Here is a 12,991-nt window from a genome sequence, read left to right as displayed (position 1 = left end):
AGTCCTAATACCGGAGTCTGGGGGAGTTAGACTTACGGTTATGACTTCCTCCACGACTGAGTCTGCACACCAGTCCCTCCTTGATCAGGTCTTCGATCGGGAGAATCCGGCGCGGCCGTCGAATGATATGCGCCCGCCTTTGATTTGGTCTTCGATCGGCGCGTTTTTTGCTGCCGTTCTTGCTTTGGGTGTGTCATTCGGGCCGCTCACGTCCACGATTGCCGTGGCGGTCATTGCCGGCATGTTGATCCCGGGGTGGCCGGTTTTGATGGGCTTGACGAACCGTGGCGTCTCCCGTGTCGTCATGCTGATAACCTTGGCGGCCGCGTTGCCGGCGGCCTATTTCGGCTCGCTCACCACCACCATGATCGTGGCGACGGGTGGCATCCTGGCCTCATTCGTGGGGGAGATGTTCCGCCGCGATGGCCGCATTCACCTGATCGAGCACATTTCGGCGTCGGCGGGCGGGGCGATGCTGATGGTTGCCACTTCGTTGTGGATTCATGCGGGCGGCGTGTGGCAGGGGCCGAACCACTTCCTTCCCGACACGGGCACGTTCGTCGGCTTGGTGACGGCGACGACGGTCGCGGTCGCTGCAATTATTCACGGATTCGATTCTGATCGGGCCAATATTCTGGGCGTTCTTAATGCGGCGGTGGTCGGCTGGGTGACGGCCTTTTTACTCAATGGCCCGATGTGGGTGGGGATCGTCATTGGGCTGTCTGTGGGAATTTTCCACGCATTCTTGCGCCGCAGCCTGCGTAATTACGAGCGACCACTGACCTGGGTGCAGGGCGTGGTGAAGGCCGTGATTCCACATTGCGCGCTGGGCGTGATTGGCTACATTTTCGCGGTGGTTCTCCTTTAATGTTGAGGCATGACATTCCGACTTCCTGAAAATCTTGCCCCGGAGAACTACCCGCTGGGGTGGCTGATTGATTCGTGGCACGGTGGTGGCGTCATGGAGTATGACAACATTGAGGCCGCCGCTTATCTTCACGAGGTGACGATCGACGCCGTCGACGCCGGCCCGTATCTTCGCTTTATCTCCCGCATCTGGTTGGCGAACGAGCATGCCAGCGCGGTGGATAAGGAGGCACCTGGCCAGTGGACGTATGACCATTTGACGAAGGACGTCTTGTGGTCGACGCAGACGGGTTACCTTCGGGTCAATCCCGATGCGCCTCGTCGTGAGGATGGCTCGTATGAGCTTGAGGCGACGGTCGCGACTCCGGTGGGCAACGCCCAGCTGTGGGTAGGCTTGATCAATGGTCCGCGCCTGCAGATGGTGACGGATACGATTGTGCGTTCGGGTTCCGCGGCAGATCTTCAGGCGGCCAAGTTTATGGGTGGAAACGTTGCATCTGATTTCTTCTACGCCTATGACATGGAGGCATTTGGGTTTGAGATGCGCACATACCTTGCTGGGCGCTTGTCGCGGCAGTTCGATGATTCGGTTGACGCACCCGGCAAGGGTAACGTCGTATCGTCGGACGACGCTGGCCCGGCGGCCAGCGATGTAAGAAACGAAAGCAACTAAGACAGCGGCGCAGACGGCGTCGTGAAGGAAAACCTCGAAGGGGAGGAATCGTGAGCGAGAACCACTGGGGCATGGATTTCTATGCCGATAAGGACGCGGAGAAGCGGGAGGACGTCGTTGAAGCGGCGGACGCCGTCGAGGAGGAGAAGGCTGCTCGGGAATGTGAGCGCTCCGAGATTCAGAAGGAAGAGCTCGATCGCCTGAGGGCGGCCGAGAACGAGGCGGCGACCCATTGGGGCGTCGGCTACTTTACGGGGCAGGAGTCCGAAGACTAGTGAATTCCTCCCTTCCTGGCGCCGTGCTCGATGCGTGCGGCGTCCCGGCTCACTATGGCAACCCGTTCGCTGAGCAAAGTCGGCTTGTGGCCGGGAAAGCGTTCACGGATCTGAGTTTCGTGGAGGTGGTTGTGGTCTCGGGTCAGGATCGTCTGACTTGGCTGCACAACCTCACGACCCGCGACTTCACGAACCTTGCCCCGGGGGAGTCTTCGGAAATGCTTCTCCTCGACCCGAATGGTCACATTCAGGCGGCCGCGGGGGTCGTCGACGACGGCGAACGGACGTGGTTCCTCATGGATCGCGGCCAGGCGGAGCCGTTTGCGGCATTCCTCGAGTCGATGGTCTTCCGCATGCGGGTGGAGATCGGTCGGCCCGAGTACGACGTCGTTGGGGTGGTGATTCCTCGTTCCGAGGAAAAGACCAGCGGCGGCGATGCCGACGGCGGCGAGGCAGCCGAGGGCACGGAAAGCAGTGTGGCCACAGCGCCGGCCGGTGACCCGCCGGCGGACTTCCTTCCGGCTGAGGTGGCCGCGCTTGCGGAGTTGGTGTGGGAGGATCCGTGGCCGCGCACGCTTCCCGGCGGCGCGCACTACGGCGTAGCCGATTCCGAGCATTCCGCCCGGGCCTCGCGCCGAGTGCTGGTGCTGGTCAAACCAGGCGCACCGGTTGTGGAGGCGTTCATGGCGGCGGGCTATTCGCCTGCCGGCCTGCAGGCCTGGGAGGCTCAGCGCGTGGCTGATTGGCGCCCGCGCCCGAACAACGAGATCGTCGCCCGCGCCCTGCCGCACGAACTCGACTGGTTGCGTACCGCCGTCCACCTCGAGAAGGGCTGTTACCGTGGCCAGGAGACCGTGGCCAAGCTCGTGAACTTGGGAAAGCCGCCTCGCCGCCTGACCTACCTCTACCTGGAAGGACCCGAGGGTGACCTGCCGGCGGCGGGCTCGGAGGTCAAGCTGGGGGAGAAGACTGTCGGCGTTCTGACCTCTGTCGCCCGCGATTACGAGGAGGGCCCGGTGGCTCTCGCCCTCCTCAAACGCAACACGGCGCTCGACGCGCAACTGAGCGTCGGCGGTTTTATTGCCGCCCAAGTGGAGATCGTCTCGCGCGAGGGCAAGTCCTCGGCGTCGCCGGCGCAACGCCCAGGAGCGGGCATGCGCGGTGTGGGACATCGGACGCTGGGAGCGTAATGGGACAGGTAAATTACCTCATCGCGTTTGTGCTGTACACCGTGCTTCCGCTGGCGCTGACGGGCGTGTTCGTGTGGGCGTTCCTCGATGCTCTGCTTCGCCCCGAGCGCCAATTCGCTCTCGCGGACAAGCCGAAGAACTTCTGGCTCGCCGTGCTCGGGCTGGGTGGGTTGGCCTTTTTCACCATCCGCGTGCTGGGCTTCGCCTTCCCTCTCTCGGGCCTGGTCACGCTCGGCCTGCTGATCGCGGCCGTGTTTTACCTGGGGCCGGAGCGGGCGAAGATGGGGCGGCGCTGGGGTGGCGACTCCCGCGGCACGAGGGGCGGCTGGTAATGCGCGCCGTCATCCAGCGAGTTACACGCGCCAGCGTCCGGGTCGCCGGCGAGGTCGTGGGCGAGATCGGCCCGGGCCTGTGCGTGCTCGTCGGTATTACCCACGACGACGACAGCGCCACGATCGCCAAAACCGCCCGTAAGATCGCCCAACTCAAACTACTGCGCGCACCCGACGGCAACGACGACGCCGGAGTGCGGGTCAGCGCCGAAGAATCAGGCGCGCCCGTCCTCCTGGTTTCCCAGTTCACCCTGTATGCGGACGTGCGCAAGGGGCGCAAGCCCAGCTGGTCGCACGCAGCGGGCGGCGATATCGCCGAGCCGATTTTTAACGCGCTCGTCGACGCCGTACGTGGTCACGGCCTGCAGGTCGAAACGGGGCGCTTCGGGGCGATGATGGACGTCGAACTCGTCAACGACGGCCCCTTCACCATCCTGCTCGAGGTCTAGCAGTGTCAGCTGCGGCCTACATATCGCGTGGCGTTCACCCGCAGATGACGAAACCCGCCGCGACGGCGTCGTTCTCACGCCAGCGGCGAAACGGGGACTAATCGCGGCTAACCGGTCGCTAAGGTGATTGAGGAATCGCAGGATCGTGCACAGTCCTCGCGAAAATTTATTGAAGGAGACCACTTTGTTTGAACGGTTTACAGATCGCGCTCGGCGAGTCATCGTGCTCGCTCAGGAGTCCGCGCGGAACCTCAAGCACAACTACCTTGGCACCGAACACATCCTGCTCGGCCTGATCAAGGAGGGCGAGGGCGTTGCGGCCAAGGCGCTGGAGTCCCTCGGCGTGACGTACGATGCGGTCCAAGAACAGGTCATCGAGATTATCGGCGAGGGTCAGGAACAGCCCTCCGGTCACATTCCATTCACCCCGCGTGCCAAGAAGGTGCTCGAGTACGCCATGCGCGAGGGCCTGCAGCTCGGTCACTCCTACATCGGCACCGAACACCTCCTACTCGGCTTGTGCCGTGAGCAGGACGGCGTCGCGGCACAGGTGCTCGTCAAGCTGGGCGCCGATCTGCCGCGCGTACGCCAGCAGGTCACGCAGCTGCTCTCGGGCTACCAGGGCAAGGAGGCTGTGGGCGTCGGTGGCGGCGGCCCGCGCGAAGGCCAGAAGGCCGGGTCCACCGTGCTGGATCAGTACGGGCGCAACCTCACCCAGTCGGCTCGCGAAAACAAGCTCGATCCGGTGATCGGGCGGCACAACGAGACCCAGCGCGTTATGCAGGTCCTCTCGCGCCGCACGAAGAACAATCCGGTGCTGATCGGCGAGCCCGGCGTGGGTAAGACAGCCGTCGTCGAGGGTCTCGCCCAGGCCATCGCCGCAGGTGACGTCCCCGAAACGCTCAAGGAAAAGCAACTGTACTCCCTGGATATGGGTTCGCTCGTGGCCGGCTCGCGTTACCGCGGCGACTTCGAGGAGAGGATGAAGAAGATCCTCAAGGAGATCAACACGCGCGGGGATATCATCCTCTTTATCGACGAGGTCCACACCCTGGTCGGCGCGGGCGCTGCCGAGGGCGCGCTCGATGCGGCGTCGTTGCTCAAGCCCATGATGGCCCGCGGCGAACTGCAGATTATCGGCGCCACCACCCTCGACGAGTACCGCAAGTACATCGAAAAGGACGCGGCGCTCGAGCGTCGTTTCCAGCCGATCCAGGTTGAGCAGCCCTCCGTGAAGGAAACCATCGCCATCCTCGAGGGCCTGCGTGACCGCTACGAGGCCTTCCATCGCGTGACGATCACCGACGAGGCGCTGGAATCGGCCGCAACCCTTGCCGACCGTTACATCAACGACCGCTTCCTGCCCGACAAGGCAATCGACCTGATCGACGAGGCCGGCGCGCGCCTAGCCATCCGCAAGATGACGGCCCCGCCGGAGTTGCGCGAGCTCGACGAGGAAATCGCCGAGGTCAAGCGCACGAAGGAAGCCGCGATCGACGGGCAGGACTTCGAAAAGGCCGCCGCGTTGCGCGACGAGGAGCAGCAGCTCGCCCAGAAGCGTGCCGAACGTGAGAAGGCCTGGAAGGAAGGCGATCTGGACGTCGTGTCGGTTGTGGACGAAGACCTCATCACCGAGGTGCTATCCATGGCCACCGGCATCCCGGTCTTCAAGCTGACCGAGGCCGAGTCCGCCAAGCTGTTGCGCATGGAGGAGGAGCTGCACAAGCGCGTCATCGGACAGCATGAAGCCGTCACCGCGCTATCGCAGGCGATCCGCCGCACGCGCGCCGGCCTGAAGGACCCGAACCGGCCGGGTGGCTCGTTCATCTTTGCTGGCCCGACGGGCGTGGGAAAGACCGAGCTCGCCAAGGCGCTTGCCGAGTTCCTCTTCGGCGACGAAGAAGCCCTCATCACCCTCGACATGTCGGAGTACTCGGAGAAGCACACGGTTTCGCGGCTCTTCGGCGCTCCCCCCGGATACGTCGGTTATGAAGAGGGCGGCCAGCTGACCGAGAAGGTCCGCCGCAAGCCCTTCTCTGTGGTTCTCTTCGACGAGGTGGAAAAGGCCCACCAGGACCTGTTCAACTCGCTCCTCCAGATTCTGGAGGAGGGCCGCCTGAGCGACTCGCAGGGCCGCGTGGTGGATTTCAAGAACACGATCATCATCATGACCACGAACCTTGGCACGAAGGACATCGCCAAGGGTGTCCAGACCGGCTTCCAATTCGACGCCGATACACAGACCTCCTACGACCGTATGAAGGGCCGCGTCTCGGAGGAACTGAAGAACCACTTCCGCCCCGAGTTCCTCAACCGTGTGGATGACATCATCGTCTTCCCGCAGCTGCAGAAGGAAGAGATCCTCCAGATTGTGGATCTCATGATCGGCAAGCTGGGCGCACGTCTGTGGGACCAGGGCATGTCGATTGTCCTGACCGACGACGCCAAGCAGCTTCTTGCCGACCGCGGCTATGATCCTGTGTTGGGCGCGCGACCGTTGCGCCGTGCCATCCAACGCGACATCGAGGATATGCTCTCAGAGAAGCTCCTGTTTGGTGAGTTTACGAAGGGGCAGACGATCGTGGTGGACGTCGACCATGACAACATCCCCAAGTCCTTCACGTTCACCGGCCATGACTCCGACTACCAGTTGCCCAGCGGGGTCAAGCCGGCCGCCGAGTCCGAGGAGATCAACGGTTTGGCGCAGCCAACCTCGCTGGTTCCCGGTGGCGAGGAGCAGGCTGAGGCTACTGCTGACGTTGAAGCGCCCGCCGGTGATAGCTCTGGCAGTGGCACGGTGACCGAGTAGCGCGTAGTAAAGAGGGCGGCCCACGAGTTTTATCGTGGGCCGCCCTCTTTTGCGCTACTCGCGACCCCCGCCCCGCCAAATCCTGTGAGATTCTGGGTGAAAACGCCAAGTGCGTTCACCAAAAACTATATTCTCACAGGATTTGGCAGGGGTGCGGGCCCGCCTGGGTCTGCGCACGCCCCGGGCCGGACTCAGCCAAGCCAGCGCTTAACGCTGTGAACTGCTGAATTGCTCGGCGGTGGCGTATGAGGTTTGGGTGCCCTTGCGCGTCACAGAATCTGAGGCGTATCGAATTGCGGTCGTGATAGCGATCTCGACGTCGCCGCTTGTGACCAGCTCGTGTGAGAAGCAACCGATGAATGCATCGCCGGCGCCAGTGGTGTCAACGGCGTTGACCAAGGGCGCCTCAAAGCGCTTCGAACCTGCTGCGTTGACCCATAGCGCGCCCTTGGAACCCAAGGTCACGATGACGTCGCGGATTCCCGCGTCAAGGAGGGCGTTGGCTGCGTTTTCAATGTCTGCGATGGTGTCCACTGGCATTCCGGTCAGGAGTGACAGCTCGCTCTCGTTTGGTACGAAGTAGGTGCAGTCCTTGACTTTCTCCAGCTCAAGGTCGGGCTGTGCGGGCGCGGGATTGAGTAGCACGGGGATGTCGTGCTCCTTGCCGAACTGAATGGCGGCGTAAACACTCTCGAGCGGAATCTCGAGCTGGAGCACAATGAGCTTGCACCCTGCGATCTTCTCGGCAGCATCGTCGATGTCTTTCGGGGTGAGGAAGCCGTTGGCGCCCTTGACGATGATGATCGAATTGTGCGACTGAGGATCGACGAAGATCGGCGCAACGCCCGACGTCGAATCGGTGCGCAGCACGTATTCGGTGTCGATGCCGTTGAGGCGGAAGTTTTCGATGGTGTTATCGGCGAAGACGTCGTTGCCGACGCGGGTCAGCATGAATACCTCGGAGCCCAGGCGAGCGGCCGCCACGGCCTGGTTGGCGCCCTTGCCACCGCAACCGATGCTGAAGCCGGGCGCTTCCACGGTTTCGCCTTCTTGAGGCATGCGGTCGATATAGGAGATGAGATCGACCATGTTGGAACCAATAACTGCGATATCCATTAGTTTCGTACTCCTGTCGTGACCGAGAAATTCCGTGTTTCGCCTGCTCCGAGCTCAATAAGGGTGCCACACTGCTGGGCGGCGTTGCGTCCCTCGGGGCGTGAGGTTCCGGGAAGAACAAAGGCCGCTACCTGTTGGTCAGCATTGTAGAGCAGCCATCGGGTTGCTACTGGAAAATCCTTCGAAGAGAACTCGACGAAGAACGAGTGCCCCTCGGGGCTCGTGAGCGCGAACTCGAGGTTCTCCCCGTAGGAGGGCAGGTTGTCGGCGAAGTAGACGATCTCGGGGTCGAACTCCTTGGCGGCGTCGAGCGAGTTGGCGTCAATCTTTCCTGCGAGGATTTGCTCGTTGATTGCCGTCCAGCGCTCCGTAGGGGTCACGTGCGCGGGGATGGTGCGGCGCAACTGGAACGCGCCATCGGGGAGGGACTGGCTCATCGTCGCGCCCTCGACGAAGGCATAATTCATGTGGCACATGTACTGCAGCGGCATCGGCTGGTACTGGCTGAGGTTGGTCACCTCCAGCTGGATATCGAACTGCGAGGCACCGGCGGCGAGCTGCACTGACGGCGTCGCGCGATAGTGGTGGCCAAACCCCTTGACGTATTCACGCATGGAGACGACCCGGATCGAATCGGATTCGACCTCCAACCAGGCTTCTTGCATGGGTGCGCAGGGGAACTCGCCGTGGAGTGGGTGGTCGTCGTCGGGGGCCGGGCATCCGGCGGCGAGGAGGCCGGAGTGGAAGGCGAAGCAGCCGTAGGTGTCGGTGATGTCGGTGGCCGGGCGCGGCTCGGAGAACATGTTCTTCATGCGTAGGGAGTGCCCGTCGAAGTTGGCGTCCCAGATGATCTGGCCCATGAAGGGCAGGACTTCGACGTAGCCACGTTCGTTAGCGACAGTCAGGGATGCGATGCCGCTGGGGTAACGCTTGGCGGTGACGCGCAGGTCGCCGGAGTCGACGACGGTGCGCGGCGTGTGCTCGAAGAAGAGGTCGTGAAGTGGAAGGGTATACATTTTTCCTCAATTCAAAGGGGGTAGTTAGGAGCGGTTCGACGTCGTGAGGCGGTGCTGCCAGAGGAAGTAGACCAACACGACGGTGAAGCACACGAGGGAGACGACGAACGCGGTCTGCATCGAGCCGGTCTTGTCGGAGACGAATCCTTGAATCACGGGGATGACCGCGCCGCCCACGATCGACATGACGATCACGGCGCCGCCGGTCTCGGTGTGACGCTTGTCTTCGATGGCGTCCAAGCTGCGTGCGTAAATGGTTGCCCAGCAGGGACCGAACAGGCCGGAGGTGAGGATCGCGAAGTAGACTGCGACGATAGAGGGGATGAGGATGACGCCGAGCAGGGCTAGGAAGCCGGCTGCGGAGTAGCCGATGAGGACGAGGTTTTCGTCGAACTTCGTCATGAGCACGTTGGCGATGACCTTGCCCAGGAAGAAGGCGATGAAGGCGGCAACCATGTAGTTCGAGGCCGAGCGCTCATTGAGGTTGGGGTCCAGGTTGAGTGCGAGACGGATGGTGAAGGACCACACGGCTGTCTGCATCCCGACGTACATGAACTGGGCGAAGATGCCGCGGCGGAACGAGCGGTTGCGGGCGAGGTAGCGCAGGGTTTCGCCGATGGAGGCCTTGGCCTCCTTGCCGGCGATGAGCGGTTTGGCGTGGGGCATTTGGGTTAGGGCCACAAGGATGAGCAGGACGGCCAGAACGATGATGATGAAACGGTAGGGGCCCAGCGTGCGCTGGAGCATCTGCTCGGCGAGCTGGCGGTGCGCTTCGGCGTCGAGCTCACCGAACTGCTTGTGGAGCGCCTCGCCCTCGGTGAAGATAAGGTACTTGCCCAGGAGGATACCGAAGATGGAGCCCAGCGGGTAGAAGGTTTGGGAGATGTTGAGGCGCAGTGTGGCCAGGCGGCGCGGGCCAAGCATGGAGGAGTAGGTGTTGCAGGAGGTCTCGAGGAAGGACAGGCCGGTGGCGATCGCGAAGAGTGCCGCAAGGAAGACCGAATAGGTAGCCATGCGCGAGGCCGGGAAGAACATGGTGCAGCCGATGATGTAGAAGCACAGTCCGATGAGGATGCCGCTCTTGTAGCTCCACTTGCGGATGATGCGCGACGCCGGAATGGCCAGCAGGAAGTAGCCGCCGTAGAAGGCGGACTGCACAAACGCGGAGGCGAAATCTGAGAGCGTGAAGATGGTCTTGAACTGGGTGATCAGAATGTCATTCAGGCTGGCGGCAGCTCCCCACATGGGGAAGCAGATGGAGACGAGAATGTATTGGAACATGGGGGTCTTGGAGAGGTATCCGTCGGGCATTTGCCGTGAGGGATCCTTGATAACACCGAAAGAGGTGTTCTTCTTTCCGGCGACGTCGTTGTTGATACTCATGTCTTCTTCCTTGATGACGATGGTGTATGGCTCGAACGGCAGGCGGTGCTCGAGTGCCGCGAGAGTATGGCGATAGGAAATTGTGTGCAACGGCTGTGTTGCTTGCTTTGAGGATATGACGGGCGGGCAGGGGCCGGAAGGGGTGTCGTGGCACGAATGTGCCAGTGTGAAAAGGTTGAAATAGTGAGGAAAAAGCGCCCTTTAGGCGAGCGTGCGCGGCCTACTTTTGATCAAATGATGCCAAGCGGAACATTTGTTCTGCGCCCTTGGGTGCCCGTCGCGGAGCCCCCGACTCTGGCCTGGCCTCCGGGTCTGCGCGCTACGGGCCCGGGCTCGACCTGCCGGTCGTAGGTTGAGTGCAGGTTCAGTCGCGGCGAAGGCGTAGCACGGCGTTCGCCGTCGTGTAGTCGATGACGGCCCGGTTGGCGTACCCGTTTTCGAGGCAGGCAAAGATGGCTTGCGTTTTGTCTTCGCCGCCGGCCACAAGGAGTTTTTGTTCTTTGCGGCGCAGATCGGGCAGCGAGATACCAAAAGTCTTGTTGTTGATGTCCGGAATGCAGACGCGCCCGTGTGAATCGATGAAGCGTCCGCAGATATCGCCGACGGCGCGTTTTCTCAGGATGCTGATGTCGCTGAGGGAGAAAGTCGCCGCCGGCAACGAGGGGAGGTTCGCCTCGAAGCTGCCAACGGTGAAGATGGCGATTCGGGCACGCGCGCCCATCGCCAGAATGGGGCGAACGTGGTCTTCGCGGGCGAGTCGATTCCGTGTGGCGACGGAGTGGACGAATGCCGGGATGGGTAGGGTGTGGCAGCGTGCGCCGAGGGAGCTGGCTATCTTGGCGACGACGCGTTGGTTGTCCTGGTCTGGGAGCAGCCCGCCGGCGAGCTGGACGACGTGGAGGTTGCGGTGGTGCGAGGATTGCAAGTGTTCGGCGACGGCGCACATCGTCCGCGATGGGTGGATGCCGATCGTGTCGCCGTCGCGAACCATGTCGGAGATCATGTGTGCGGCGGCGGAGCCGAGTGAGTTCCACAGCGACTCTTGCGTGGGCAGCGGCGGGGAGACGAGCACGACGTCGATGAGGTCGTAGCGCTGTTTGAGCTTGGTGATGACGTCCTTGCTCTGGTCGCGCGGGTCAATCACGCTGATGCGGACGAACCCTTGCCGCTGGGCGTAGGCCAGCAGCTTCGAGACGGTCGGGCGGGAGATGTGGAGATCGCGTGCGACGTCGGCTTGGGTCTTCCCCGAATAGTAGAGCTTGGCGGCGTCGAGCGCGAGGATGTCGCGCTCGGTGAGTTTGTCGGGGGTGGGTGCCATGCTTCTAGGGTCTCACGTGTGCGCCGGCTCTGCTAGGGACCTGGTGGGACCCGCTGGGACTTGGTAGAGACTCGCTGGGACCCGGCCACGCGGGCTCGACCCGCTGCCGTTGCAAGAAGCGGCCCGCGCAATATTGTTTAGTTGAAAAATCACAGAGCACCTATGAGCAATTTTCATGGCTCATGTGAAAACTGCCATGTGCGATGCTAATTTTGACCATAGGTGGGAGTTTGCTCACAGGTCGACCAAGGTGTCGTCCACGCCGAGTCGCCACAATGGCGGCTCCACCCTACGGGCAAACATCCGGCTCGACAACAGAACCTCTTGGCAAGAACCCCGGTTCTCGCCGCCAGCGTCGGCGGCAATACCGCGGTTGACTGCCTCCCTCACTCATCACACCCTGACAAAGGAATCCAACATGGAAATTGATATCTTTTGGTTGGTAGCCGCATTCGGTGGCGGCGCATTCGGTGCGGCCATCGGTGGCCAGACCGCCTTTATCTTTACCGGCCTCATGTACCTCACGGGCCTCGGCGTGTTCATGGCGGGAATCGATGCGACCCCGTACATGAGCACGGTCGTCTTCGGCCCGGTCTTCGGCCCGCACATCGCCTTTGCCGGTGGCGCGACGGCGGCCGCCTACGCCGCATGGAAGGGCGCGATGCCCAAGGGTGTCAACGGCCGCGACATCGTCAGCCCGTTGGCTGGCCTCGGCCGCTCCGACATCCTTGCCATCGGCGGCGTGACCGGCATGATTGGCTACATCCTCAACCTCGCCATCGCCTATGTTCTGCCGACCTTCAAGGCTGATCCGAACCTTCACTACGGCAACGAGGTCATCGGCGCTACCGATACCGTGGCGCTGACGATCATCATCATCGCTATCGTCACCCGCTTCGCGTTTGGCAAGACGGGCATGTTCAACAAGGTCAACGGCCTAGGCCTGCTCGAGGTGGGCGAGGGCAAGCACTGGGTTGACCACCAGGAGAAGTGGTCGAACACCGCGATGCATGGCCTGACCTCCGGCCTCCTGTCCGCGTTCGGCACCATCGTCGTCGTCCAGCACTTCTTCACGATTTCGAACGGCGCCATCGTGGGCTATGCCCAGCTGATCGGTTGGGCCATTTCGGCTGTCTCGCTCGTGTTCCTCACGTGCGGCCTGAAGACCCCGGTGACCCACCACATGACCATCCTCGCCTCGATCGCGGCGCTGAAGTTTATGCCGGTTGTTGCCGGCACCTCGGACCCGGCGCTGTGGACGAGCGGCCAGATGGCGCTGGTGTGCGTCGTCGGCGGTATTGTCGGCGCGCTTGGCGGCCTGCTTGGTGAGTTCCTTGCCCGCGCTACCTGCTCCAACGGCGACACCCACATTGATCCGCCGGCATTTGCGATCTGGACCGGCACCACGGCCCTGTACGCGGTTCTCGCGCTGGTCGCGTAAACCTTCGTCCGCCCGGTCTTCGGGCCGGGCGGACACCACGGGTGTTCACGACGCCGTCGCCAGGCTTGCGTAACCGCCCTCAGTTTCACCCTCGCTGCGCCGGTCAGCGTCGCTCTGCCGAG

General features: G+C 62.5%; 12 protein-coding genes. 8 read left to right on the top strand and 4 right to left on the bottom strand.

Annotated elements, in window-relative coordinates; translation table 11 throughout:
- Positions 1-40: 40 nt before the first annotated feature.
- The 7 genes from HLG82_RS08375 to HLG82_RS08345 all read left to right on the top strand — a co-directional run bounded on the left by HLG82_RS08375 (position 41) and on the right by HLG82_RS08345 (position 6,595).
- Positions 41-868 carry a hypothetical protein gene (locus HLG82_RS08375; RefSeq protein WP_193326394.1) on the top strand — a complete coding sequence of 276 codons (828 nt, stop codon included), beginning with the start codon at positions 41-43 and terminating at the stop codon, positions 866-868.
- Positions 869-877: 9 nt separating this feature from the next.
- Positions 878-1,540: a heme-binding beta-barrel domain-containing protein gene (locus HLG82_RS08370; RefSeq protein ID WP_193326393.1), complete on the top strand. Its 663-nt coding sequence runs from the start codon at positions 878-880 to the stop codon at positions 1,538-1,540.
- A gap of 50 nt (positions 1,541-1,590) precedes the next feature.
- Positions 1,591-1,815, top strand: a complete 225-nt coding sequence (locus HLG82_RS08365; RefSeq protein ID WP_193326392.1) for a hypothetical protein — start codon at positions 1,591-1,593, stop codon at positions 1,813-1,815.
- On the top strand, positions 1,815-3,005 hold the full coding sequence (gene ygfZ, locus HLG82_RS08360; RefSeq protein WP_193326391.1) for a CAF17-like 4Fe-4S cluster assembly/insertion protein YgfZ: 1,191 nt from the start codon (positions 1,815-1,817) through the stop codon (positions 3,003-3,005). The genes HLG82_RS08365 and ygfZ overlap by 1 nt, the downstream gene beginning before the upstream one ends.
- Positions 3,005-3,337 (top strand): DUF2516 family protein, encoded by a 333-nt coding sequence (locus HLG82_RS08355; RefSeq protein ID WP_193326390.1) that lies wholly within the window; start codon positions 3,005-3,007, stop codon positions 3,335-3,337. The genes ygfZ and HLG82_RS08355 overlap by 1 nt, the downstream gene beginning before the upstream one ends.
- Positions 3,337-3,786: a D-aminoacyl-tRNA deacylase gene (gene dtd / locus HLG82_RS08350; RefSeq protein WP_193326389.1), complete on the top strand. Its 450-nt coding sequence runs from the start codon at positions 3,337-3,339 to the stop codon at positions 3,784-3,786. Before HLG82_RS08355 ends, dtd begins: the two co-directional genes overlap by 1 nt.
- A gap of 184 nt (positions 3,787-3,970) precedes the next feature.
- Positions 3,971-6,595, top strand: a complete 2,625-nt coding sequence (locus HLG82_RS08345) for an ATP-dependent Clp protease ATP-binding subunit (protein ID WP_193326388.1) — start codon at positions 3,971-3,973, stop codon at positions 6,593-6,595.
- Between the two features lie 207 nt (positions 6,596-6,802).
- On the opposite strand, the gene rbsK is transcribed toward HLG82_RS08345, so the two are convergent.
- From rbsK to HLG82_RS08325, 4 genes are all read right to left on the bottom strand, one after another.
- A complete protein-coding gene (rbsK, locus tag HLG82_RS08340; RefSeq protein WP_193326387.1) occupies positions 6,803-7,711 on the bottom strand; it encodes a ribokinase in 909 nt (302 codons plus the stop codon).
- Positions 7,711-8,727, bottom strand: a complete 1,017-nt coding sequence (locus tag HLG82_RS08335; RefSeq protein ID WP_193326386.1) for an aldose 1-epimerase family protein — start codon at positions 8,725-8,727, stop codon at positions 7,711-7,713. The genes rbsK and HLG82_RS08335 overlap by 1 nt, the downstream gene beginning before the upstream one ends.
- A 24-nt stretch (positions 8,728-8,751) precedes the next feature.
- Complete coding sequence (gene fucP, locus HLG82_RS08330) at positions 8,752-10,110, bottom strand: L-fucose:H+ symporter permease (protein WP_193326385.1); 1,359 nt, start codon at positions 10,108-10,110, stop codon at positions 8,752-8,754.
- Positions 10,111-10,474: 364 nt separating this feature from the next.
- Positions 10,475-11,428, bottom strand: a complete 954-nt coding sequence (locus HLG82_RS08325) for a sugar-binding transcriptional regulator (protein WP_193326384.1) — start codon at positions 11,426-11,428, stop codon at positions 10,475-10,477.
- Between the two features lie 418 nt (positions 11,429-11,846).
- On the opposite strand from HLG82_RS08325, the gene HLG82_RS08320 reads away from it, so the two are divergent.
- On the top strand, positions 11,847-12,869 hold the full coding sequence (locus HLG82_RS08320; protein WP_193326383.1) for a DUF7973 family transport facilitator: 1,023 nt from the start codon (positions 11,847-11,849) through the stop codon (positions 12,867-12,869).
- The last annotated feature ends 122 nt before the right edge of the window (positions 12,870-12,991 follow it).

This window comes from Trueperella pecoris, from assembly GCF_014926385.1.
Taxonomy (GTDB): domain Bacteria; phylum Actinomycetota; class Actinomycetes; order Actinomycetales; family Actinomycetaceae; genus Trueperella; species Trueperella pecoris.
The sequence above is the reverse complement of the archived record's forward strand: the minus strand, read 5'-3'. Positions and strand labels throughout refer to the sequence as shown.